Source organism: Sphingobacterium sp. JUb20 (assembly GCF_004342035.1).
Lineage (GTDB): Bacteria > Bacteroidota > Bacteroidia > Sphingobacteriales > Sphingobacteriaceae > Sphingobacterium > Sphingobacterium anhuiense.
The window spans coordinates 109,529-134,521 of sequence record NZ_SLYV01000013.1 but is presented as its reverse complement, the minus strand read 5'-3'; the positions used below and the strand labels follow the sequence as shown (position 1 = coordinate 134,521).

Annotated in this window: 16 protein-coding genes; 10 read left to right on the top strand and 6 right to left on the bottom strand. The window is 39.2% G+C overall.

The genetic code is table 11. From position 1 onward, the window contains the following. Positions 1-5: 5 nt before the first annotated feature. Genes EDF66_RS20840 through EDF66_RS20830 form a run of 3 tightly spaced genes read right to left on the bottom strand, consistent with a single transcriptional unit; the run spans position 6 to position 4,469 of the window. Positions 6-1,373, bottom strand: a complete 1,368-nt coding sequence (locus tag EDF66_RS20840; protein WP_132844812.1) for a lysine N(6)-hydroxylase/L-ornithine N(5)-oxygenase family protein — start codon at positions 1,371-1,373, stop codon at positions 6-8. 32 nt (positions 1,374-1,405) lie between these two features. Beyond that, a complete protein-coding gene (locus tag EDF66_RS20835) occupies positions 1,406-2,950 on the bottom strand; it encodes a GNAT family N-acetyltransferase (RefSeq protein WP_132844810.1) in 1,545 nt (514 codons plus the stop codon). After that, on the bottom strand, positions 2,931-4,469 hold the full coding sequence (locus EDF66_RS20830) for a pyridoxal phosphate-dependent decarboxylase family protein (RefSeq protein WP_207898708.1): 1,539 nt from the start codon (positions 4,467-4,469) through the stop codon (positions 2,931-2,933). Before EDF66_RS20830 ends, EDF66_RS20835 begins: the two co-directional genes overlap by 20 nt. Before the next feature lie 74 nt (positions 4,470-4,543). Here EDF66_RS20830 and EDF66_RS20825 point away from each other — a divergent pair, with 74 nt between their 5' ends. The 5 genes from EDF66_RS20825 (at position 4,544) to EDF66_RS20805 (ending at position 12,769) form a co-directional block, all read left to right on the top strand. Further along, positions 4,544-4,765: a hypothetical protein gene (locus EDF66_RS20825; protein ID WP_132844809.1), complete on the top strand. Its 222-nt coding sequence runs from the start codon at positions 4,544-4,546 to the stop codon at positions 4,763-4,765. Between the two features lie 715 nt (positions 4,766-5,480). Continuing rightward, on the top strand, positions 5,481-7,295 hold the full coding sequence (locus EDF66_RS20820; protein ID WP_132844807.1) for an IucA/IucC family protein: 1,815 nt from the start codon (positions 5,481-5,483) through the stop codon (positions 7,293-7,295). 25 nt (positions 7,296-7,320) lie between these two features. After that, positions 7,321-9,135 (top strand): IucA/IucC family protein, encoded by a 1,815-nt coding sequence (locus EDF66_RS20815; protein WP_132844805.1) that lies wholly within the window; start codon positions 7,321-7,323, stop codon positions 9,133-9,135. A 10-nt stretch (positions 9,136-9,145) separates the two neighbouring features. Beyond that, entirely contained in the window at positions 9,146-11,536 is a 2,391-nt protein-coding gene (locus EDF66_RS20810; RefSeq protein ID WP_132844803.1) for a TonB-dependent siderophore receptor, read from the top strand. An 87-nt stretch (positions 11,537-11,623) separates the two neighbouring features. Further along, positions 11,624-12,769: a hypothetical protein gene (locus EDF66_RS20805; RefSeq protein WP_132844801.1), complete on the top strand. Its 1,146-nt coding sequence runs from the start codon at positions 11,624-11,626 to the stop codon at positions 12,767-12,769. 600 nt (positions 12,770-13,369) lie between these two features. On the opposite strand, the gene EDF66_RS20800 is transcribed toward EDF66_RS20805, so the two are convergent. Further along, positions 13,370-13,834: a hypothetical protein gene (locus EDF66_RS20800; RefSeq protein WP_132844799.1), complete on the bottom strand. Its 465-nt coding sequence runs from the start codon at positions 13,832-13,834 to the stop codon at positions 13,370-13,372. 161 nt (positions 13,835-13,995) lie between these two features. Beyond that, the gene (locus tag EDF66_RS20795; RefSeq protein WP_132844797.1) at positions 13,996-14,178 is read right to left on the bottom strand and encodes a hypothetical protein; all 183 of its coding nucleotides are present in this window, start codon (positions 14,176-14,178) and stop codon (positions 13,996-13,998) included. 328 nt (positions 14,179-14,506) lie between these two features. On the opposite strand from EDF66_RS20795, the gene EDF66_RS20790 reads away from it, so the two are divergent. After that, complete coding sequence (locus EDF66_RS20790) at positions 14,507-15,613, top strand: thioredoxin-like domain-containing protein (RefSeq protein ID WP_132844795.1); 1,107 nt, start codon at positions 14,507-14,509, stop codon at positions 15,611-15,613. Between the two features lie 275 nt (positions 15,614-15,888). Here the strand turns inward: EDF66_RS20790 and EDF66_RS26120 are convergent, their stop codons facing one another. Next, entirely contained in the window at positions 15,889-16,056 is a 168-nt protein-coding gene (locus tag EDF66_RS26120) for a hypothetical protein (RefSeq protein WP_165902482.1), read from the bottom strand. 1,208 nt (positions 16,057-17,264) lie between these two features. Here EDF66_RS26120 and EDF66_RS20785 point away from each other — a divergent pair. The 4 genes from EDF66_RS20785 to EDF66_RS20770 all read left to right on the top strand — a co-directional run bounded on the left by EDF66_RS20785 (position 17,265) and on the right by EDF66_RS20770 (position 24,481). Continuing rightward, positions 17,265-20,621, top strand: a complete 3,357-nt coding sequence (locus EDF66_RS20785; protein ID WP_132844794.1) for a SusC/RagA family TonB-linked outer membrane protein — start codon at positions 17,265-17,267, stop codon at positions 20,619-20,621. Positions 20,622-20,628: 7 nt separating this feature from the next. Next, positions 20,629-22,278, top strand: coding sequence for a RagB/SusD family nutrient uptake outer membrane protein (locus EDF66_RS20780; protein ID WP_132844792.1), 1,650 nt, complete (start codon positions 20,629-20,631; stop codon positions 22,276-22,278). Then, positions 22,279-23,439, top strand: a complete 1,161-nt coding sequence (locus EDF66_RS20775) for a BT_3987 domain-containing protein (RefSeq protein WP_132844790.1) — start codon at positions 22,279-22,281, stop codon at positions 23,437-23,439. Between the two features lie 121 nt (positions 23,440-23,560). Beyond that, the gene (locus EDF66_RS20770; protein WP_165902480.1) at positions 23,561-24,481 is read left to right on the top strand and encodes a glycoside hydrolase family 18; all 921 of its coding nucleotides are present in this window, start codon (positions 23,561-23,563) and stop codon (positions 24,479-24,481) included. Positions 24,482-24,993 lie beyond the last annotated feature (512 nt).

Below are 24,993 nucleotides of genomic sequence, written 5' to 3'. Positions count from 1 at the left end.
CAGCATTAGCTTTTTTCAACAAGTGCTTCGGCAATTCCGCTCTCCGTGTTTTTAAATGATGGAGTGGATGAAAACCGTTCCTCAATTCCAAATGACTGGAAAGCTATTTTTTGCTCTACAGGATAAACTTCACGGCCAAGGATTTCGCGGAGAATGTAAGAGTTGCGATATGCGCCCATTCCAAGATCGGGTGTCGCAATGCCATGCGTCTGCAGTTCTGCATTCTGAACAAAAATTTCCTGCTGGTTCTTATCGATCGTGTAATTGCGCTGTACTTGAAAAGCTCCTGTGTCCGTACGTGCTATACGATCCTGGATATGACTTAAAAAGGTGGGTTCATTGTATTTATAGCCTGTAGCCATAATGACAAAATCGGATGCGATGGCGTAATCTTTATCTTGCTCTTTAAGCCGGAAATTCAATTGATAACTTCCGTGATTCTGAACAGTCAGATCCTGTAATTCACTGTTCGCAATTAAAGTCACATTGACTTTTCCGTCTGCGGCTTCCATATTATAAAGCGCATTGAAAATTTCGTTGATGAGCTCATAATTAATTCCCTTGTACAGAATGCTTTGTTCTTTAAGCAATTGATCGCGTTTGGAACTTGGTAGTGAATAAAAATAATCTACATATTCAGGAGATGTCATTTCGAGCGTGAGCCTTGCATGATTTTCCAATGGAAAGAATCTTTCTGAACGCGTGATCCAGTTGAGATGCAATCCTGTTCTAGTAAGAGGGAGGAGATCACGGACAATTTCTGCGGCGCTCTGTCCAGAACCAACAACCGTGACAGTTGTTTTTTGTGTTAATTCGTCCTTGCGGTAGAGATAGGACGAAGTATGGAGCAGATTGGGTAGGTCTCTGTTTTTAAGAAATTTTGGGATAAAGGGTTCCGTCCCGGTACCCAGTACTATTTTTTTCGTCATATATTGGTTCGTTTCCTGTGTACCCTTATTCCGCACAGTGATCTGATAGATCGGATCTATGTATACGATATCTAATACTTCATGACCAAACTTGCATTGTTCCAATTGATTTACAACCCACTGGCAATACGCATTATATTCACGGCGCAGGATGAAGAAATTTTCCCGTATGTAGAATTTATAGATCTTTCCTGTCTGTTTTATATAATTGAGGAATGAGTAGGGGCTACTTGGATCTGCCATAGTGACCAGATCTGCCATAAAAGGAACCTGTAGTGTCGCGTCGTCCAGCATGAGACCCAGATGCCAGTTAAATTGCTCCTGGCGGTCAAAAAAAATTGATTTACAATCGGCTATCGGTTGGGTCAATGCCGCAAGGCCAAGATTAAAGGGGCCGATACCGATCCCTATAAAATCATATACATCGTTATTTTTAATATCCATTTTTAGTTTTTAATTGATGTTACAGTTCAGTTTTAGTGTAATTCTGGCTCGAGTTCATGAGGTTTGTTTTGCGGAAACTTTTCCCAGTACCATTCGCGATAACAGAAATTGAGATGCGCTTTCTTATGGGGCATTTCTATGATACCTTGAAGTTTGAAACCAGCCTGCACTTTATTCATGAGCGCAGCCATAGATTCAATAGCGCCTTCCCCGACCAGTCGGCCAATTTTTTGGTAATCAAACAACCAACTGACAATACTTTGCATGGTCAGCGATGGAAATTTCTTATCTTTATCTGTTGGGGCAATGAAAAGATGTGTGCCATAATCAGTAGGTAAAACATCGAAATAGTTGCCAACAATATCCCGGGTGGCCCAATAGATCTCCATATTAAATGTTGGAATGCCATTGATTTCTCCGATAAAGGCATGCCCCCATTTGTTCGCTAATAGGCATCGGTAGAAATGCTCCAGTTGGGATAGATTCCAATTCATCTGCCAGATGGGTTTGGCATGTTCGCGGTGAAACCAGCGATGCACCATTTCGAGATCACGATCTAAATCAAATGGCCGGATTGTTACCGTAACCTCTTCTTCCGCGTATGTTTTGGAAAAAATAGGATCGAGTTTCTTTGGCTGGAAGAGGTCTGCTTCCCAATAGGTTTCATGCAGCACATTTTGGATATGGCAATTTGGTTTTGAAAAGTTGCTGTGAGTTTTGAAATGACGTTGTGTGATGATGAATGACGCGAGAGAATCTTGTTGATCTTGAGCGCGATCACGATATAATTGGTAGGTCATGCTGATCAGTTGATCTTCATCGTGCAATTGAAGTTTTCCGATGATCCCGATCAATTTAAAAATATGACCTATTAATACCGACCGAATCCATTCTTCGATTAAGGTTGGGTCGTTTGCAGGTGTTGTTATTGTATTTATTTTGCTGATGTGAAGCGGAAACCCGGTTTCATCGACTGTTATAATGCTTTCCAGTGGATGATAATGCAGGAGCTGGAGATATTGATAGAACCATTGCCCGACGGCTTCTGTATTGTTTGTCTGGCTGTTCGCTATATATTTCTGGATGTAAAAAATGGCTGCAGGCAGTTCAGGATTATAAATAGAACTATCCAGTATCTTGCTCAAAGGAATTGTCTCGAACGAAGGTGATGCGTGAAAATTTTGAGCAGGTGAATTCTGAGCAGCATGTACAGCAAGTGATTCCGTCCCTAGCTCTTGACTATGTGAAGTAATGGGGGTAGGTGTAATTACTTTGGCCGTCAGTTCATAGACTCGCTCAGCCGTTAATTCGCTAAAGGTTTTTGTGTGGAGATTGCGTGCATGGACCGGAAATTGAAATTGATGTTCACCGACAGTAGAGTAATAGGACAAGGGTAGGTAAACTTCTGTATCCGCTTCAGAAAAAGTAATGCAAATATGAAGTTTGGCACTTGTTTTCTTTAAATATTGTGCAAGCTGCAGATCATATTTTGGAATACCGCGGTAGAGGCTCCAGTTCGAAAATTCACGACAATAAGCTTGCAGCAAATCTGTCATTTTATCCTGATATTTTTCCATATAGCCTTCCTGTTTCTTTAATTTTGCTAAAAATATTGTTGAGGTCTTCTAATGTAGTGAGGGGATTGAAAATAGTAAACTTTAGGTAAAACTTCCCATCGACTTTTGTACTGGCTACCAGTACTTCTCCGCTATGGAACAGATGTTTTTTTATCTGCTGGTTAAGCGTACAAAGTTGCTTTTCCTCAACTTGAGGAGGAGCGTAGCGGAAAAGCAGAATACTGATATCCGAGTCACTTAGCAATTCCAATGCAGGATCATTTCTCACTATTGTCGCAGCCTGCTTGCAGCTATAAATTAAGGTTTCAATGTATTCACCAAGCTTAGCGCGCCCCATAAGGCGAAGTGTAAACCACAATTTAAGGGCATCAAAGCGTCGGGTAGTCTGTGTAATTGATTTGTTGACTTGTGCGGGGTATTCTTCATAATCCTGATCTTCGGGATTTAGGTAATCTGCATGGTGTTTAATAATGTGCAATAGTCTTTTATCGCGCACAATGAAGGCACTTCCACTGATGGGCTGAAAGAACGATTTATGGTAGTCAATGGTTACCGACTGCGATCGTTCGATGCCGCTCAACAGGTATTTATATTTATCGGTCAATAGGAGCCCGCAACCATATGCCGCATCTACATGCATCCACAGGCTGTATTGTTCGGCCAGGGTGGCGATATCATTGAGGGGGTCTACATTTCCAAAGTCTGTTGTTCCGGCTGTAGCCACAATAGCAATTGGTATATTACCCTGTTCTATTTCATTCTGAATGGCAGTTTCTAATGCATCTATACACATACGAAAGCGGCTGTCGGTAGCCACTGGCACGATACTTTGTTCACCGAGACCGATCAGTGCTGCATTTTTTTGATTGCTAAAATGTGATTTTTCGGAAACGAAAATGCGGAAACGGTGCGCAGTAGTTGGATTACCGTCTTTTTTGATGTTATGGTCATAGTGGTTTAATGCAAAATGATCACGGGCCAAAAGCAGTCCCATCAGGTTACTTTGCGATCCACCCGCCGTAAATATACCATCAGCATCTGCCGTATAACCAATTTGTTCCGCAGTCCAATCAATCAACCTGCGTTCCATCAGGGTTCCTCCAGCACTCTGGTCATAGGTATCCTGTGAGGAATTAATGGCGCTGATCAATACTTCAGCAGCCAGGGCAGGAATAACTACCGGACAGTTGAGATGTGCAATATAATGCGGTAAATGAAAAGCTGTTGCATGCTTTACGTATAAATGATCTACTTCGTTAAACAGTTCTTGATAAGATGATAAAGGTATATCAAGATCGATCTGTTCATGCAAGAGGCTAAGTTGCTTGGGCGAGATGCCACTAAAGGGATGTTTTTGTCGATCTAAAAATTTGATTACCAGACCTTTTGCCTGATTAATAGCTTCGTTGTAACTTTTACTGGAATGTTGACTGAAAACATCAGGAAAGGATGATTCAGGCGATATATTTGCTAACGGCTCTTCTAAAAGGGGGCGCTGAAGTGTGCTGTTTTCCATCATTGATTTTTTTAATGAAAGTTTCTATTTGAAATTGCTAGTTGATAAGATTTATTGCTGTTCTGGTAAGCAGAAACATGCACTTGGTAGAAAATTATAGTGGGGGTGGAGGGGTTATTGAAAAGATTTTTTTTGAGGAATTCGCTCTTGTTGTCTTGCGCTATGAATCTGTCGGGATAATGATCTTTGTCGTATTTGTGCGAGTACAATTTGAGGTCAGCTTGGTCTTCCGGTTTAAGCATAACCAGACGCCGGAGGTCGGTTATTTTGAGCGTATATGGCCAAGTATTATTTTTTAGAGTTTCGGTCATTTTTTTCATGCTAAATCCCTTTTAAGGTGTTTTTCTGTTAAATAATTTTTCTACCTGCTTTAAAATTTTGTGGTCAATAGAATTTTGTTGTCATGTTGCGTTAATTTTTATTTAAGTTTTTTTTGTAAATATTTGCTGTTATCAATTTTAGATGATACATTTGTTTCACTGTTATTATTTAGACCAATTACAAATAAAGACAAAACAAAGATAGAGGAACAAAGTTATAATGCAAGAAAAAAATAAAAATTTATTTTCTTTGACTTGTGAATATTGTATAAGTAATTATTATGTAGTGTATTATGTGTTTTTACAAACTTGTTTCAATAGATTTAGTGTGATTTATAAAAATAAACGAGTCCTATGATTAAATTCCGAACCTATGATGGTCGACCCTGTTTAGGCGATATAAGCCAAAGTTTTATCACGGAGATATTAGGTAAGTTTTATGCTTCTGATATTAATCCTGAAGAAAAAATGGTCGTGGTGAAATTGAGAGCACAATTTGATCATGATCTAGATCGAAAATCACTCCAAATTATATCTTTATTTCAATTTCCTCGTCGACAAACCCTCATCTTTCTAATCCAATTTTTCTCAAGTTTTTTACCTAGTCTATACCACCACTTTTTTGTCCCTTTATTTTATTATCGAAGACCATTTTAGAAAAATGGCATCATTGTAAATTTAAAAATCAATACTTATGAATACGTTATTTTATCAACCTGACCTTGCTACTGAACATCTTTCACCAGATCTATGGCAAAAAGTAAATCTGCAGCTTTTACAAAAAATGCTCAGTGAGTTTTCGCATGAGATGCTATTAGAACCTCAATTGATTGCACAGCGGGGAGAATGGAGTGTTTATGCCGTCGAGCATGTAGAGAAAGACGTGCAATATCACTTTTTAGCACGGGTACTGAGTTTGGATCATTGGGATATAGATGCCCTATCTATCATTAAAATACACAAAGGTTCACAGATGCCTTTAGATGCGGTACAATTTGTCGTTGAGTTTGCTGAGCAGTTGGGTTTAGAGCAGGAAAATATTGGAACCTATATTGAAGAGGTTATCAGTGTGCTTTTTACGTATTGCTATATGCACAATAAAAATACTACAGCCGTCGAAGACCTGGTACATGCGGATTACCAGGATATAGAACATAGTATGTCTGCCGGTCATCCCTGTTTTGTGGCGAATAGTGCACGTATCGGTTTTGATGCGATCGATTATCAAAACTATGCTCCGGAGGCAGCCGATCCGTTGGCTATTGTGTGGTTGGCCGGGCATTGTGACTGTACCGAATTTTCAAGTATTGCCGACTCTTCTTACGAAAAAATGATCAAGCAGGAATTGGACGAGGAAAGAATAGGCTCATTCAATCAGAATTTATTAAGTAAAGATTTAGACCCAAAAGATTATTATTATTTCCCGGTACACCCATGGCAGTGGTTTAATAAACTCGCTCACATTTTTGCCGCTGATATTGCCAATCAAAAATTAATTTGTTTGGGATATGCTGATGATTTATATCTGCCTCAACAATCTGTACGTACATTATTCAATGTGGATAATCGTTCGCGTTCTTATGTCAAGTCGGCACTTTCTATTTTGAATATGGGATTTATGCGTGGATTGTCACCCAATTTTATGCGGACTACTCCAGCCATCAATACCTGGGTCTATGACCTGGTTATCCATGATGATTATCTTCAGCGTAAGGGGTTTACGGTGCTGCGCGAATTTGCGACAGTAGGGTATACCAACTTCTATTTTGAAGAAGCGCTTCATATCGATACTCCGTATAAGAAAATGCTGTCTACACTTTGGCGCGAAAGCCCATTTTTATATGTCAATGAGGAACAGCAAATGATGACAATGGCGGCATTGCTGCATATTGATGTTTATGGTAACGCATTTCTGCCTACGTTGATCAAAGCATCGGGATTATCGGTACAGGATTGGTTAAGACATTACCTGAACTGTTACTTAAGTCCACTTTTGCACTGCTATTATTTCCATGATATGCGATTTATGCCACATGGTGAAAATCTTATTTTGGTCATGGAAAATCATATACCGGTCAAGGTTATCATGAAAGATATAGGTGAAGAAGTGGCTGTACTGTCCCCGGATGTTTCTTTGCCTCTTGATGTTGAACGTATCCGTATTCCGGTGCCTGAAGATCTGAAGATTCTATCCATATTTACGCAGGCTTTTGATTGCTTCTTCCGTTTTTTAAATCAGGTATTGGTGTCTTATGCCGATTTTCCGGAAGAACAGTTTTGGCAAACAGTATCCGAGTGTATTCTGGCTTATCAGCAGGAATTTCCTTCACTTGAAGACCGGTTTAACCGTTATGATCTTTTTGCTGCAGAGATTCCAAAAACTTGTTTGAATAGATTACAGCTTAGAAATAATAAAAAAATGATTGATGGTGCAAACCCGTTCAAACACCAGCAATTTGCTGGAAACCTCAAGAATCCATTAGCTGTCTATAAAACAACTCTTATCTAATTTCTGCTCTTAATATTAAATCAATATGAAAATAGTATATCCGATTACGCCACAACAAGCTGTTGATCATCTGAAAACAGACCTCTGGAAGGGAATCAACACAAAACACATCAGAAAAATAATTGCAGAATTTGCGCATGAAGGTATTATAACTCCTGAGCTTATAGCATCTGACTCCGACTGGGGACACTATAGGTTACAAGTACCATTAAAAACCGATACCGTTTATTTTTTTTATGCTAAAATTCTCGCTCTTAACCACTGGTCTATCAAGTCTGATTCCATTATGAAACAAGAGAAGGGACAACAGATACCCTTGGACAGTCTATCTTTTATTGTCGAATTTAATCGGGAAATGGGAATCGATCAGGAAATTTTGCCTGTTTATATGGAAGAGATCAGCAGCACTTTATCGGGCAGTGCATATACTCATTTTAAGGGTAAGATGTCGGCCAACGAACTTGTAGAGGCTTCTTATCAGGAAATTGAAGGTGCCATGACAGGACATCCGCGTTTCGCGGCAAATAATGGACGCGTAGGTTTCGATGCTGCAGATTACCAATATTATGCACCTGAAGCAGCAGATCCTTTTGCACTTTTGTGGCTCGCGGGACATGTAAGTTCTGGTGAATTTGTTGGCATTGAGGGCTTAGATTATGAGTCTGTGATTAAACAGGAGCTGGGTGATCAATTGCTCCATCAGTTTAATGAAAAATTAATAGACAAAGGTTTAGATCCAAAAGATTATTATTTTTTTCCGGTACATCCTTGGCAATGGTTTAATAAATTGGCCAATATATTCTCTCCGGCAATTGCGACAAATCGACTGCTGTGTCTGGGATATAGTGAAGATCGTTACTTACCCCAGCAATCCATCAGAACATTTTACAATGTGAGCAGTCCGACAAAATTTTATGCGAAGACTGCCTTATCCATCTTAAATATGGGATACGTAAGAGGTCTTTCGCCATTTTTTATGCGTACCAATCCTGGTATCAATCAATGGATCTACGAACTGACTATGCATGATCCCTATTTGACAGCTACAGGTTTTTGTATCTTGAGAGAGGTAGCCAGTGTGAGTTATATGCATGATTATTTTGAAGGAGCGCTGACGATCGATAGCTCCTATAAAAAAATGTTGGCATGCCTATGGCGTGAAAGTCCCGCTTCGGTCGTTAAAAAAGGGCAGCAATTGATGACGATGGCCGCATTATTACATGTCGATAATGATGGTAAAGCGCTTTTGCCAGCACTTATTAAAGCATCAGGTCTTTCTACTGATGAATGGCTTGACGCTTATTTTAAATGCTACCTGAGCCCGTTGCTTCACTGTTTTTATAAATGGGATATGGTATTTATGCCACATGGTGAAAATCTGATTCTAGTTCTTGAAAACCACATTCCCGTCCGGGCGATTATGAAAGATATCGGTGAAGAAGTTTCGCTATTAAATACGAAGTTAAATGTGCCCGAAGTTGCGGAAAGGCTTAAAGTTCACGTGACAGAGGAGAATAAAACTTTGCCTGTATTTACGCAGGTGTTTGATTCCTTTTTCCGTTTTATTGCCGCGATGCTGGTGGAGCACGATGCTTATCCTGAGCATAAATTTTGGCGAAATGTGGCAAATTGTGTGCACAGTTACCAAAATGCCCATCCTGAATTTGAACCAAGTTATGAGAAATATGATTTTTTTACAGCTTCTTTCCGTTCTGATGCCCTAAACCGTATGCAGTTACGCAACAATAGACAGTTGCGGGATCGTAAAGACCCTTACAATGGGCAAACAAATGTCGGAATGTTAATCAATCCAATTGCTCAATTTAAAAATAATAAATAATCTAAAACAGATGTATCAATCTTTGAAACAAAGTAAAACGCTTATCGTTTTATCCTATCTTTTGTACGTATTTGTCTATACAAATGATGTGATGGCTCAAAAAGTAAAAGGTGGTTTTATAACCGGTCTGGTAATGACAAGTGATGGGCGCCCAGCCACCTATAGTACCGTGAAAATTTCAGGAAATAAGAGTGCACGTGTCAATAAAGAGGGACGTTATATACTAGAAGAAGTTCCAGAGGGTATGCATACGGTTACCGTAAGTTTTGTAGGTCTGGTCGATCAATCCAAAACCGTAACGATCAATGCTGGAGAAAGTGGAGCTGTCGATTTTGTCTTATCGGCCGATGGGAAAACGCTGGATGAAATTCTGATCATCGGACAAAAGTATGCCATTACTTCCAAAAAAGAGAGTGAGTATGTGGCGAGGTTACCGCTTAAAAATCTGGAAAACCCACAGGTATATAGTGTTGTGGATAAAGAACTGATCAAGGAGCAGATGGCATTAACATTGGAAGAATCTTTTCGAAATGTACCTGGAGCAGCCCCATCAAAAACAGGTGCTGGTATGCCTTCATTTTTCTCACGTGGCTTTCAAACCAGTGAAAACTTTAGAAATGGAATGGCCACCTACTTAAGAACCGGTATTGATCTGGCCCAGGTAGAGCGTGTCGAAACGATTAAAGGACCAACTTCCACTTTATTCGGTGCACAGATGACTTCATTTGGAGGTATTGTGAACTACGTCACCAAGAAGCCATACGATACCTTTGGAGGAGAAGCGAGTTACACCATGGGAAGCTGGGATATGAACCGCCTCACGGCAGATATCAATACTCCGATAGCGGCAGCAGAGGGCCTGCTTTTTCGTGTCAATCTTGCCCGTCAAAAGGAAAACACTTTTCAGGATCAAGGAAATAGTGGCACTATACTTATTGCTCCCAGTCTTTCTTATCAGGTCAATGACAAGTTTAAACTGTCATTAGATGCTGATTTTTATTCGGTTCGTGGTATCACACCAGCGGGCTGGATGATCGATTCAAAACTGGGAAAAACCAGTTTTGATCAACTGCACTTAGATTATAAACAGTCTTTAAATGATAATTCATTAATAAGCAGACAGTCTTCTAGTAACATCCTATTTCAGGCCGATTATAAGCTATCGGACAAATGGCTTTCACAAACAAAATATGCATGGGGAGGTGGGGGGTATGACGATCTCTATATCTTCGATATGATCTGGAAGACGGACAGTCTAGTTGATAGAACCCTACGTGTGTTCACGGATGAAGAATCTGCCCGAAAAAATTTCCAGCAGAATTTTATTGGAGATTTTTATATCGGTCAATTTCGAAATAGAGTAGTGGTCGGGCTGGATTATATGTCAAATTATAGAAAAACACGTTACGATGGACTTGGTTATGGTAAAGTGCCTGGATTTCCACCCGCGCAACTCTATAATCTCCCTGGTACTCCTGTCATTCGTATGGAGGCTGTGAGTGCAGTCCTGGCCACGCAAAATACGGGTCAGAATGTGACTAAAGAAGCGAGCTATAGTGCCTACATATCGGATGTATTTAATGTGACAGATCAATTATCGGCCATGGCTAGTCTGCGTGTAGATCGCTTTATCAGTGAGGGTACGACCAACACGTTAACAAGAATCCAGACGGGTAAATATAATCAGACAGCCTTATCTCCGAAATTTGGGCTGGTGTATGAAGTTTTAAAAGAAAAGGTCTCTTTATTTGCCAATTACATGAACGGTTTTAAGAATGTTCCGGGGCGGATTCAGCCGGATGGTGTTTATTCGGTATTTAAACCACAGCGCGGCAACCAGCTTGAAGGTGGTCTTAAGGTGGAGCTATCCGATGTTTTTAATGCTACGGTGAGTTATTATGATATCGATGTTACCAATAGCTTACGTACAGAAACTCGTGATAAGCAGAATTATACCATACAGGATGGTACTCAAAACAGTAAAGGATTTGAAATTGAGCTGATCGGTAAACCGTTTAGAGGCTTTAATTATGTAGCAAGTTACGGCTATAATGACAATGAGTTCGTGAGCGGTACTAATGCCGGTAAGCGTGCTGTTGGTACTCCGGATCATGTTTTTAATATTTGGGCAAGCTATGCTTTAACAACTGGTCAGGCAAAGGGACTGGGTTTGGGAATAGGGAACTCTTACATTTCGAAAGCTTATCTGGATGGCGCTAATACTTTTGTCCTTGGTGCTTACAATCTGCTGGATGCAACAGTTTTTTATAACCGCCCAAAATACAGTATCCGTATGAAAGCAAATAATCTACTGGATGAAAAATATTGGGTTAGTGATGGTTACTATGCCCGTCCACAGAAACCATTTAATTTTATGGCGAGTGTAGCCTATAAATTTTAGGTATGAAACGAGACTACAGTAAAATCTCCTTTACTGTAGTTTCGTTTTAATTCTACTTATAAAAACACTTTTTTACTCAAAGAATCTATGTTTATCAAGCTTTCTTATCCGAAACAGGAGTCACGTAATGTGCTGCTGGGACTAATATTGGTCTTTGCAATTTTGGATCATACACGTATGTTTTTTTATTACTGGAATGTAAACCCGGTCGATATCAGTAACACCTCCATTGCAGTATTCTTAACCCGTTTTCTTTCTCATTTTTTTGCTCCTGCTGTTTTTTTTCTTGTTGGAATCGAGGTATTTCTCTATGCAAAGCAATTTGGACGGGCGAAGCTAAATTTTACTTTACTTCGTACAGCCGGTATATTATTGCTGATCGAATTATTCATTAATAATTTTCTGTATACATTCGATGTGCACTATCGGACGATAGGGCTGTTTATCCTTGGTCTTTTGGGGCTTTGTTTACTGTGCATGATCGGGTTACAGTATTTAGGAAGAAAAGTTTTATTAGGACTCGGTATAGTTTTGATCTTAGGTCACAATCTGCTGGACCGGATTCAATTTGATGATCACTCATTTTTATCAATTTGCTGGTATATTTTGCATCAGCAAAAATTTATATTAATCGATGAACATCTGTTTATTGTGAATTATACTTTGGTACCCTGGCTGGCAGTGCTGTTATTGGGTTATTATTTCGGAAAATATTATCAATCAGATTATGATGTTTTGAAAAGAAAGAAGATATTGGTCACGACGGGGTGGTTATGTTTGGGATTATTTTTATTGTTGCGTGTTTTCAATCAATATGGTGATCCTTTCATGTGGCATAATTATGCGGATCCGAGTAAAACCGCGATGTCATTTTTAAATCTAACAAAATATCCGGCGTCATTAGATTTTCTTGCCATGACATTAAGTATTATATTTCTTTTTTTTGGATATACGACAGAAATCAAATCGCGCTATTATACTTTTTTTTCGATCATTGCCCAAAGGCCTCTATTTATCTATTTGTTCAGTACTTTTCTGATTCATTTACTTGCTGTGATTTTTCTTTGGATCGCTGGTGACGATCCAAAAGCAATGATCATCACATCAGCTTCATATAGCAAAGGCAGTTCTTTATCTCTATATGGATATTCGATTGAAGTGGTCTATGGAATCTGGATCGGGCTTCTTCTGGTTTTATATTATATAGCGAGCAGAAATTATTTAGCTAAATGACGGAAAATTAATGAGGAATATTCAGTTATATAATAGACTGGTATACAAAAAATAGGGTCTAGAATTTTTAAGTTAATAGACTATAACATATCATGATCTAATTTGAGTATTCCAGGCAGTGCTCATTAAGCCGGTTATGGCATAGAATATTATTAAATACATCGCACTGGGTCTTGGTCAGGTTCGACGGCATAATGGGAAATAGGCATTTTTTCTCTTTAATAAACTTGCAGGAGGTTTACTTTGGAGGTACACAATCTAAAGGGGTAGCTTTTTACTATCCCCTTTTATTATAAATAATGCTCATCGTCCTTTCTATGTTCATGACATCAGATCGTTAATTCTTTTTCACACTTTACTTAGGATTGCTTTTTCATATTTTTGTGCCTAAACTCGACCAGCCTAATTCACTTTTTTTGTCTTGATTATACAATATCCTTATGTTGATTGATTCACATTAGATTTTCGCTGCTCTTGTTTTCGTCTGGAATTTTGTCGATAAAGCTGAAAAAATTCTATATGCTCAAGTTCAGTTCGTTTTAAAATCTAAAAATTCTTACTGATGCACTGTTCTTAAAACATTCGATATTTTGGAATTTTTTATTTCGTATGCTCTATTAGAAATATTGTAGGACGCTCTATGGTCACAATATCTACAACTCGATCTTGTCCGTAAAGGCTATACTGCTGTATCCTGCTGTCTTCCAGCGCACCAATATCGCTATAAATCTGTAAAGCGGTCTTAGCCTTTAAAAAATTTAAATACATACCTTCCAGTATTTGATGAATGATGATTCCGTCATAATCTGCATTGAATTTTACAGTTTTAACATCCGCTTCCTGGGTTAACATTCCATCTCTCATCTCAAAAGCAATAAAGCTAGGGAAAGAAAATTTATATGAAAGGTCACGATTTGAATAATGTTCTAACACAAAGGAGATATTTTCTCCTTTTCTTTTTTTAAGGTTAGTCATTGTAATAATAAATTCGCTGGAGTTTGTTTTTTCTCCAAATCTTTTTTGGATATCATTTTTTAGTGTAACTATATCTACTTTATATTTCATTTTCGATCATTAATTCTTAAAATTCTAATATGTCTTGTTTTTTCTTTATAGTATTCATACCGATACTTTCGGTTTTGTATAATTGCTACGCGTATCTATTCTTGCAATAAATCTAATTTTGATGCCATCATTAATATATGCAACTTATTCAAAATGCAATATTATTCCATAATCGTATCATCTTTCTGAATGACCGGAACAGATAGGACAAGGAACAAGTTGAGTGAAGAACGACATCGAGTATAAGAAACGGCCGAAAGGTATAATTGTCCCTTTAATTTGATTTTTTTAGCGAGTGACAAAGTGACCGGTGACGGAGTAACCAGGTGTTTAAGAGTACTCATTGAGTAACAAAATAGTAACGAAGTGATGGAGATTGACGAAGTAACAGAACGCCGAGAGATTAGTTTCATAAAATAAAAATCGAAAGAAATAACTTAAACTGCTTGGTATACATTATAGAAAAATATACGAGCATTGATCAATTAAAATGAATTGTCTTTTTCGGAAAGATTTCCGTTTAAGGGACAATTTCTCTTGCGAGAAGTCTTTACTTACTAATTACCATAGCATACACTCAAAGGATTAATTTACTCTGGTTTACGCTATGATTTTTATGTGAGATTTGTATCTCAAAATTTATTTAAATCTAGGTCGATAATTTTTTTTAAAATGATGAAGATAATTTCGTTTTTTGCTTGTGTTTTATTACCATCAGTACTTTATTGTCAGAGTAATCAATTTAAAATAACTGGTAATATTGTCGGTTTGGAGAGTGCTATTTTATACCTATATAAGGTTAATGTTTTCTATGGTATAGGAAATATGAATGAATTGGTTGATTCAGCTAGGGCGATTAAAGGGAGTTTCAAAATTGAAGGTAAGAGACATTTACCAGGTTTATATGTTTTAGAGTATTCAATAAAAAATAGACGTTCTCCGCTTTTTATTTTAGAAAATGGAAGTACGCATATTAATGGGAATCTCAATGATATTCGAAAAATCGCAATTAAATCTGGAAGACAGCAGAATGCATATTTGGCATACAGAAAATTAGTCAATAGCAATGATAATATAGAAATTTCAAAATTGGTTGATAGTATCATCAAATATGATCGATCTGATCTTAAAAAAAGTCAATATTATGAAAATAAACACACTATACTTGAAGACAGAAGTACATCTGCATATTTAGTTTTCGTCAAAGCACACCCCTACGCTTATGCGTCTTTATTAGTTTTGAACAGCTTATTAAGAGGTGGTGTAAATAAAGTCATCTTATTAGAACACTATAACAATCTGAATGCAGCGATTAAGGAAAGTGTGGACGGAAAATTCATTTATGAAAAGCTAAATGGAGTTGATACGAAATTCTTAAAGAGTCATATTCCGATCTTTAAATCGAAAAACTTAAATGGGGATAGTGTGGAGATATCACCGGATCATCGGTTTTTGTTAATTGAATTCTCGGCATCTTGGTGTAAGCCTTGTATGGAGCATTTGCCAGAGCTTATAAAGTTGTATAATATTAAAAGTGAAAAACTTAAAATTATATCGATATCCCTAGACAGAAAAGTCAACGACTGGAAGACTGTCGTCGCAAAAAATCAAATTAAATGGGATAACATTTGTGATGGACAAGGGGGAGCAAATAAAGTTGCTAAATATTTTCGGGTGAATTCTATTCCCCGGCAAATTCTCATATCTCCAAAGGGTGTAGTTGTTTTCGATTCTTATGAATCTAATTCTGAGGTGAAAATTGAAAATTTTCTACAATAAGTAAAACTTATTTTAAACAAATAAGGTCATGAATTATTGGTGATGGATAATAACATTACCAAATAATTTAAGGTATTACGGGACAATTTTCTTTTTGAGTCGTCTTATAACTAGTTTGAAATAGGTAGGTTGAGGGCCGCAGAGAAGCTACATATCTCGCGGCCCTTTTTGATAATTTGGATCAAAATTCTTGGTCTTTAAAGATTTAGATATAAGCTACATTGAATTATGTTCTTTTTGGGCCCCTTTAATAAACGCTTCTCCTGCTAAAGATGCTAAAGAGTACCTTTAGTTATATTGAGGTGACCAATCGTGGTATTTAAATCTGCTATGGTTTGTTGAAAAGCTGTATTTTCAGCAGCTCTAGCTACTTCAGAAGCAATTCGGGCAGAGGATTCCCTTTCTAATAATTCAGGTAATTTCTGAAAGGAATGATTATCCATCTCTTGTCTTCTGTATGTAGCTTAGGTCTGGAATGTGTTCGCACTTTTTAAAAATTAGCCTTTGTAAAATCAAAGTTATGGTGGAGGGGTAGTGAGATCTTTTTCTTGTAATGTATTTGTTATCACAATACGGATAGAATTTTTTTTAAAATCCATTGGCCCCGTTTTATCGGGGCCTTTGAACTTTTCTACTATGAAATGATATTAAGAAAGGTTTGTTATAAAAAATCTGCCAAATGCTGTTCAGATCGTACCATAATGGACCTAAACGAACATTTTTCAAACAAACAACAAATAAATCTAAAATTTGGCAAGGACATCTCCAGATCCATAATTTTTTATAATTAAACCTTACATAGTACTAAAGACGGTCCTAATCATAAAATGTCCCTTAAAAAAATAATTTAATTCGTGCAACTGATACTCTATCGATCTTTTTACGACTCCTTATGGAATAAAGTGGCTTCGAGAATCAATCTATTACTTTGTAAAAATATAAGAAGTACTGCTGAACATAGTGAAAATAATTCAATGATGTTTGCCACAAGCTAAGGCGTAGAAATATGCTCGGGATGAACTGAACCGCAAAGAGACCATAGAATTTTTCCATTATAGTTTAAGTAGTGTTTATGTGATCAACGTTTATTTCGATATTTTGAGGGACAATTATATTTTTTAGTCGTCTTTAATTGTGTGAATATTGGTTAAGGCCGTTGAGAATCTCCCGTTCTCGCGGTCTTTTTTTATTTATAGGGTTAGCAATTTTTTTGATCTTTAAGAATTTGGACATCATCTAAATGACTGGGGATATGTGGCTGGTACATTTTCAGGAGCGATTTGAAACTTTTTTGATTCTCCTGTAAATCTGCCGAATAAGATTGCTATTTCTCATCATACTTTTTGGTCTTAGTTACTGGATATAGGAAAAGATATAATGCCGTAATCACTGCTTGCGTAAGTGCACTTTTGGTTTAAATGATAATTAATTATTTAAATAATCGGCGGGACAATTTGATCTCTTAGCCGTCTATATCAAAATAACGGTTAGCAAATTTTTGATCGCTGGAGCAGCTTGCTCTAATGTTCTTTTTTAATGTACATGCATTACATTGATTATCGTAAACCAATTCTTATCATAGAAATAGACGTTTTGATTTTTAGTACACTTTTTACTCTTTAAATAACCAATTATAAAATACTTCAAAATTATGAGGTTAAAAACACTTAAACTAGATAGAGCCGTGTGCACAGCTTTACTGCTCGTTCATTGCACTGTTGCAACGGCAGGTCCGGGACTATTCACGCTCAAAGAGCAATCAATCAAAGCGGGAGAGCTTATTAAAATCATTAATAAGCAGACAGGATATACTATCCTATATTCCAATCAGGTTTTCAATGGCCAAAAAGAAATAAACGTCTTTTTTAACCAGGCTACAATTCATCAGGTAATGGACAAATTGCTAGATGGAAGTGATCTGCAGTATAATGTTAAGGACGAGACTATTCTTATAAACCGTAATAGTGAAAAGATAGAAATGCCTTCGTCAAACAGTACAGATGACCAAAAACAGGGTGTTTCCGGTAAAGTGACCGATGTGGAAGGTAAACCGCTAAAAGGAGCAACTGTATCCTTGAAGAATAAGAATTTCAGCACTGATACTGATCAAAACGGAAATTTTACCCTTCCCCAAGCTAAAGTAAATGATGTGATCGAAGTTCGGTTTGTCGGTTATCAGACAAAAGAATATACCATTTCTTTACTATCGGATCCGGTGACGATTTCACTTGCTAGGGAAGACAATGTATTGGATGCGGTCGTTGTTACTGCCCTGGGTATAAAAAAGTCAACTCGTTCATTGACTTATAATATACAGAACGTAAAAGGGGAAGAACTTACCCGTAACCGTGATGCCAATTTTGTCAATAGTTTGACCGGTAAAATTGCAGGTGTTACTATCAATTCCAGTTCTTCGGGAATCGGCGGAGCGACACGGGTTGTGATGCGTGGTACCAAATCCATAACGGGAAATAATAATGCGCTATACGTTATTGACGGAGTGCCCGTGCTCAATACGACAGATTTAAAGACCAACATGCCAGCAGGGCAGATCAATGATCTTTTTTCAGCAAATACAAGCAGTGATATTATTTCCATGATCAATCCGGACGATATTGAAAGCATCTCGACATTGACAGGGGCTGCTGCTGCGGCACTTTATGGAAGCCAGGGACAAAACGGTGTTATTATTATTAATACCAAGTCGGGACAGAAAGGGAGGACCAGCCTTAGTCTAACGAATAACACCAATTTTTTGACACCTTTTATCATGCCCAAATTTCAGAATACTTATGGTCGCAGTGATGAAGGAAGCTACTTTAGCTGGGGTCAAAAATTGAACGAACCGTCAAGCTACCGCCCGGAAGACTTTTTCCAGACCGGGGTCACATCAATGACTGGTTTTACTTTCGATACCGGTAAAGAAAATAATCAGACCTTTGTCTCGGGAGGTATGACCCAGGGAAGAGGTATAATCCCAAACAACAACCTGAAACGCTATAATTTTTCCTTCCGGAATACCTCAAATTTTTTAGACGATAAGTTACAGCTGGATGTGAACGGGATGTACCTGTCACAGATGGAACGCAACATGGTCGCACAGGGGCTGTATCATAATCCGATCGTTCCTGTTTACCTTTTTCCTCCAGGGGGAAATTTTGAAACCATAAAAGCCTTCGAGCGTTATAATCCGGACCGCCTGTTTCCAACACAATACTGGCCTTTTGGAGGAGCACCTTTTCAGATGCAGAATCCATATTGGACAGCATATCGCATTCCTCTGGAAAACAATACAACAAGATTGTTGTTAGGTGGCTCGCTAAAATATAAGGTGAATGACTGGCTTAACATTACGGGAAGGGCCAAGCTGGACCATACCCAACTGAGATCAAACAGAAAGATGTATGCAAGTACAGATCTGCTATTTTCAGGATATGGAGGTGGTTTTAATATAAATGAGAACAATACCCAGGCCCTTTATGGCGATCTCTTGGCAAACATCAATAAGACCTTTGGCGATTATACATTGACAGCCAACATCGGTGGCTCACGTGTAGAGTCATCTTCACGTCTTTTGGCAGCCGGCGGCGGTATAGCGCAGGGTTCGCCACCAAATGTGTTTACGACAGACAACGTTAGCGGTTCTACGGGAACGGGAGCTGGTTCTGGAACTGCCCGTCAACCCGACAGGACCAGTTTCCAGTCGCTGTTTGGAAATTTTAACATTTCTTATAAAAATATGTTTTTCCTAGACGGATCTTACCGTTCCGACTGGTACTCGCAACTTTATTTTAACGAGGGTTCCCGTTTATTTCTGACCTATCCCTCTGTGGGCATTTCGGCAATATTGACGGAGGCTTTACCTATAAAATCCGATATAATGTCCTACTTAAAAGTACGGGCCAACTTTTCACAGGTCGGAAATCCACCCCGTCTTTACGAAGGAGGGCCACAGGTGTATCAGATTGCCACAGGAAGTATCAATCAGAATACCCCATTACGGTATGCGCTACGTCCGGAACGTACGGATGCATGGGAGGCTGGATTCAATTTCAAGTTTCTGAAAGACAAAATTAATTTAGATGTCACCTTTTACAATACGAATACCTACGATCAGATTTTTACGATTGGACAGTCTGCCACAAGTGGCGGAAATCAGTCCTTTTTGTTAAACGCTGGACGCGTGAATAATAGGGGTATAGAGGCCAGCCTTGGATATACTGGTACGCTAGGTGCCGTGAACTGGAATAGTAATGCTGTTTTTACACTGAACAGGAACACTGCAAAAGAACTATATTCGACCGTCGGAGCGGATGGACAGCGTATCTCAACAGATACAATTAATATAGCAGGGGCGGGAAGTTATCAGCAAAAGATAGCTGTTGGTGGCAATATGAGCGCAATTTATATTACATCAAAACTGGCAGCGGATCAAAATGGCTACCTTTCCTTGAATCCCGGTGTGTCTGTGGACAATCGCGGATATTTTTATGCAGGAAATGCAGATCCACGCCACACGATCGGTTTCAACAACAGCTTCGGATATAAAAATTTTAATCTAAGTTTCTTGATTTTTGGACGTTTTGGTGGTGTCGGCGTATCTGCTACGCAGGCCATGCTTGATGCCTATGGCGTTTCGCAGACAACTGCTGAAGCACGCGATCTTGGCCATGTGCTGGTTAACGGTGCTCCATATGCAAATGTAGAACAATATTACACACAGATGGGAAGTGGGACAAATGGCGTCTTGGCTTATTATGTATATAGTGCCACAAACATACGCCTGCGTGAAATTGCTTTTGGTTATACGATACCCAAGCAGTATTTGGGTAAATGGATAAAAAGTATAAATGCCTCCATTATCGGTAATAATCTGTTTATGCTCTACAACAAGGCTCCATTTGACCCGGAGAGCACACCTTCATCAGGAACATACTTTCAGGGGCTTGATTATTTCAGGCAGCCCAGTTTGAGAAGTCTCGGGTTTAGTATCAAAGCACAATTCTAAATTTAAAATGATGATGAAAACATATAATAATTCAAAGAAAGAAGGAAGACTTTCGTGGAAAGCAGTTCAATGGTTATTACCACTCTTGATTGGTGTACTTCTTGTTTCATGTACGAAGGATTTTGAAAAATATAATACCAATCCGAATGCTTTACCGGCAAACGAGATCAATCGGGACAATGTGTATCTGGGTGGTTTTTTTAAACAGATGGAAGAAAGTGTGATTCCTGTTGGCGGGGCTGGTACCGATGCGGCAAATTCGTATCAGCTGATTGAAAACCTCGTCGGCGATATCTTTGGCGGGTATCATGGCATGGCAAATCGTTATAATGCAGCTGGTGACCATACTACCTATAATTTCAATGCTGTAAACTGGAATAGCGCACCTTTTAACCAATACTATACGAAGATCGTAAGAAATTACGATACCATAGCACGATATGCTGTAGCAAGTCCCGATGTTCTTGCGGTGGCGAAAATTATTAAAGTGCAAGCTGCACATCGTACAGTGGATATGTTTGGTGCAATACCATATTTTAACACAGGTACGGTATTAGGTGCTTTGGGCTCGGCCTATGACCCTATGGACAAGATATACCAATCTTTTTTTAATGATCTGGATTCTGCTGTTGTGGCGTTAAAACCTTTCGCAGAAATCGGCGCAACGCCTTTACGCTTCTTTGATGCAGTATATCGTGGAGATTATAGGCTGTGGATCCGTTTTGCCAACTCATTGAAACTTAGACTGGCCATGCGAATGGTTTATGTCGATCCCACCAAAGCAAAAAAATATGCAGAAGAGGCAATGCAGGACGAGTATGGTGTTATTACCGAAAATACTGACAATGCAACGATGCAGGGGATAGAAGGGACAACTTATAATAACCCATTACAAACCCTATCGGAAGCTTACAATGAAACGCGGCTCAGTGCGATTATGGAATCTTATCTGACAGGTTATGCAGATCCCCGTTTGTCACGGCTGTTTATGCCATCGACTCGCACCGGTGATCCAGCTGGTCGATTCCGTGGCATCCGGTTGGGGATTAATATGCCAGATAATTCGCTCTATAAACCTTTTTCTGTCGTGCGATCAGATTTTAATATAATCTGGATGCCAGCAGCTGAAGTATTCTTCCTCCGTGCCGAAGGGGCAATGCGGGGATGGAATATGAAAGGTACTGTGCAACAGCTTTATGAAGACGGCATACGTAAGTCCTTCGACCAGTGGGGGGTTACAGGTGCAGATACTTATATGCAGAACAATGACCGCCGGCCTTCACCTTATCAGGATCCTGTTGGGGGAAATAGTGTCGGAGCAGGGGCGGGGTTATTACCTACACTTACCATCGCCTGGCAGAATGACGTGAGCGAAGAACAAATGCTCGAGCGTATTATAACCCAGAAATGGATTGCGATGTACCCGAATGGTCAGGAGGCTTGGTCTGAGTACCGTCGGACAGGTTATCCAAAGTTATTTCCTGTGGTGCTAAACGAAAGTGGGGGAACGGTCAATACGGCTATACAGGTTAGACGCCTGCCTTACCCAACGAGCGAGTACCAGACTAATCAGTCTAATGTAACGCAGGGAATCGCTCTTTTGGGCGGGCCAGACAACGGCGGTACTAGGCTTTGGTGGGATCGCAAAGGAAATTAAATGAACTTGTTATTCACTATTCAAATAACACATATTATGAACAGAATCTATCAACATATAAGGAGCTGGTCTAGTTGGATGATCTTCTTGGGGGCAATCACTTGCATGATTTCAGCTTGTAAGCAGGAGCAGCAGGAATTTGACAATCTTATTTTTATCAGGCAGATTGCAAACAGCCCAACGCTCACATTGGCCCTGGACAGTGGCAGTGGCACTGTGGCACTCACCGTTGGATCTTCTTACAGCATGGATGCTACGGAGGATATTAGCGTAGAGATTCTTGGGCAAGAGTACCTAAATGAATTTAATAAAAAAAATTTTACAGAATATCAGCTTGTTCCTAAATCGGCGGTCGAACTATCGAGTCCCTCTGTGACCATCGCAGGCGGGACCGCATTGGGAAAGGAAAATGTAATGGTAACGGTGAAAGAATGGCCTGAGTACATCGATGGGGTACAATACGTGGTTCCGGTAAAGATTAATCCGGGTCGGAGCCAGGTATTGTCCGGTTCTGATGTCGCACTGGTGCTGGTGACCAAAACAACAGTCGGATTTGCGGCGCAGAATGCTGCATTCCCGATTCCGGTAGCGCTCTTCGGTCCAGAGGCCAATGGAAAAGCGTACGATAACTTCACCTTTGAAGGTCGCTTTAATATGACGCAAGCATTGGCTGTACCAGGAAATTGGCGGGCGGATATCTTTAATGGCAGCGGGTTACAATTTCTTGTTTTTGCAGATGGTAAGATTGACGTCCGTTTTCCAAACTCAGCATTTATGACGACAACGGCGACCGCCACACTGAATACCTGGTACCATTTTGCCATTACTTATGCCAGTGGTGTTGTTACCTTATATATCAATGGCATAATGGCCGGACAGACACCTTATCCAGGATTGAAGCTGAGTGATTGTGCAATTACACCCTATGCGACAGGAACTGGTACAATGGTAAGTGAATTTAGAATATGGAACACACTTCGAACGGCAAAGCAATTGCGGTCTTTTGTCTGTGCAGTAAACCCTTCCGACCCGGGTCTGCTGGGGTACTGGAAGCTTAACGATGGAAATGGAAATGAGGCGATGGATAGTTCAGGAAAGAATAATCAACTGACCTCGTCGACAGACATCTCCTGGGTACCAGGAGTACGCTGTCCACAGTAATTTCTGAATATGAATAGAAATTTGATCTTGCGTAAAAAATTGTGATATGAAAAGAAATATTAAAATCATTGTATTGTCGCTGTCTTGCTGTGTGTTTTTTCAGTATTGTAGCAAACAGAATATGGCGGAGCCGATTGTATTTGCTGAAACACAGCCGGTCATTGGCAGTGATGTCTACTATGAAGGTTTGCGCGCTTATAAAAAAAGCGACCATGCGATTTGTTTTGGCTGGTGGGGCGGGAGCGGTGCAGGTGGAATAGGCCCTGATATGTCGACCCGTTATCTGGGGCTACCGGATAGTATGGATATTGTAAGCTTGTGGGGTGGTCTGCCCAAAGATGAGGCCAACTGGGAAGAACTGCGTTACTGTCAGCGCGTAAAGGGGACACGCTTTGTTTTGCCTACGTTTGGATCTGGAGTGGACCAGATAAGAAAGAAAAATTTTCCTGAAATGGAAGTGCTGCAAAGTATTGACAGCGTGGCCAAATCTATAGCTGATACTGTCAGAAAATATGGATTAGATGGATTTGATCTGGATTATGAACCTAGTTATGGGGATGGTGGTATATTTGGGCATGGTCCCAAAGATGAGGGGGGGGATATTTATACCCAGCGACTTTTTAAAGCACTTTCACAATACATGGGGCCAAAATCAACAACAGGTAAGCTGTTAATTATAGATGGCGAAAATGAAAAAGGTATTGAGCCTTACATTGATTATTTAGTGCAACAAGCTTATAACTCGAAAAGTTATCAGGCACTCCAAAGCCGCTATGAATACTATGGTTTTAATGGTGTGTTGCCTTCAAAGAAATTTGTGGTGACAGAGAATATGCAACAGTACAGTGCGAAAGGCGTGGCATTTATGTTGGACGGTGCTGACATTGGAAGTGTATTGGGTATGGCGAGCTGGAATCCGATGCAGGGTAGAAAGGGCGGTTTTGGAGCATTTATTATAGAGTCCGATGCGAAGTCCCGTCCGCCAGAGTCTTATTACTATCTGCGTCGCGGGATTCAGATTCAAAATCCCGCAGTCCAATAATCTAAATCTAACAGCTGTTGTTAATAGGATCCTTTAACAATATTTAAACGTTGGTCTTCAGGATCGACAAGATCTGCTGGACAATTATAATCAAGACTATCAGTCAAGCTATATCGCTTTTCCGGCCAATAGCTTTGTGTGAGGGTATATTTTGCCAGATGCTATCGCGATAATTGGATGTAATTATTTGCATAAAAATTCAAAACCCCGCTCTACCGGGGTTTTGAACTTACTTAAAAATAAACATATAATCTGATTCCTCGATTATTATATAAGTAAAAACGATTGGAATGCGAACTTGTCCCGAAAAAAAAAATAATTTTTTAATTTTCTTCTTTTATATAACACATTTAAATCTTGAGGAGAAACTATTCTTTTTGTAAATGACTTCAAAAGTAGGCTTGCCGCGCTGTAAACTCACAGTAAGGTATTTTTTTGCCATCGGTATATTGAATCTGATCGACTACTTGATCTACCATTTGTTATGCTGTTATTTTACAACAAATAAAATG

Excerpts from the sequence above, each read along its gene's own strand:
- EDF66_RS20830 (WP_207898708.1), bottom strand. The coding sequence starts at position 4,469 with ATGATGGAAAACAGCACACTTCAGCGCCCCCTTTTAGAAGAGCCGTTA.
- EDF66_RS20840 (WP_132844812.1), bottom strand. The coding sequence starts at position 1,373 with ATGGATATTAAAAATAACGATGTATATGATTTTATAGGGATCGGTATC.
- EDF66_RS20800 (WP_132844799.1), bottom strand. The coding sequence starts at position 13,834 with ATGAAATATAAAGTAGATATAGTTACACTAAAAAATGATATCCAAAAA.
- EDF66_RS20805 (WP_132844801.1), top strand. The coding sequence starts at position 11,624 with ATGTTTATCAAGCTTTCTTATCCGAAACAGGAGTCACGTAATGTGCTG.
- EDF66_RS20835 (WP_132844810.1), bottom strand. The coding sequence starts at position 2,950 with ATGGAAAAATATCAGGATAAAATGACAGATTTGCTGCAAGCTTATTGT.
- EDF66_RS20785 (WP_132844794.1), top strand. The coding sequence starts at position 17,265 with ATGAGGTTAAAAACACTTAAACTAGATAGAGCCGTGTGCACAGCTTTA.
- EDF66_RS20815 (WP_132844805.1), top strand. The coding sequence starts at position 7,321 with ATGAAAATAGTATATCCGATTACGCCACAACAAGCTGTTGATCATCTG.
- EDF66_RS20775 (WP_132844790.1), top strand. The coding sequence starts at position 22,279 with ATGAACTTGTTATTCACTATTCAAATAACACATATTATGAACAGAATC.
- EDF66_RS20780 (WP_132844792.1), top strand. The coding sequence starts at position 20,629 with ATGATGATGAAAACATATAATAATTCAAAGAAAGAAGGAAGACTTTCG.
- EDF66_RS26120 (WP_165902482.1), bottom strand. The coding sequence starts at position 16,056 with ATGGATAATCATTCCTTTCAGAAATTACCTGAATTATTAGAAAGGGAA.
- EDF66_RS20825 (WP_132844809.1), top strand. The coding sequence starts at position 4,544 with ATGCACTTGGTAGAAAATTATAGTGGGGGTGGAGGGGTTATTGAAAAG.
- EDF66_RS20770 (WP_165902480.1), top strand. The coding sequence starts at position 23,561 with ATGGCGGAGCCGATTGTATTTGCTGAAACACAGCCGGTCATTGGCAGT.
- EDF66_RS20810 (WP_132844803.1), top strand. The coding sequence starts at position 9,146 with ATGTATCAATCTTTGAAACAAAGTAAAACGCTTATCGTTTTATCCTAT.
- EDF66_RS20795 (WP_132844797.1), bottom strand. The coding sequence starts at position 14,178 with ATGAGTACTCTTAAACACCTGGTTACTCCGTCACCGGTCACTTTGTCA.
- EDF66_RS20820 (WP_132844807.1), top strand. The coding sequence starts at position 5,481 with ATGAATACGTTATTTTATCAACCTGACCTTGCTACTGAACATCTTTCA.
- EDF66_RS20790 (WP_132844795.1), top strand. The coding sequence starts at position 14,507 with ATGATGAAGATAATTTCGTTTTTTGCTTGTGTTTTATTACCATCAGTA.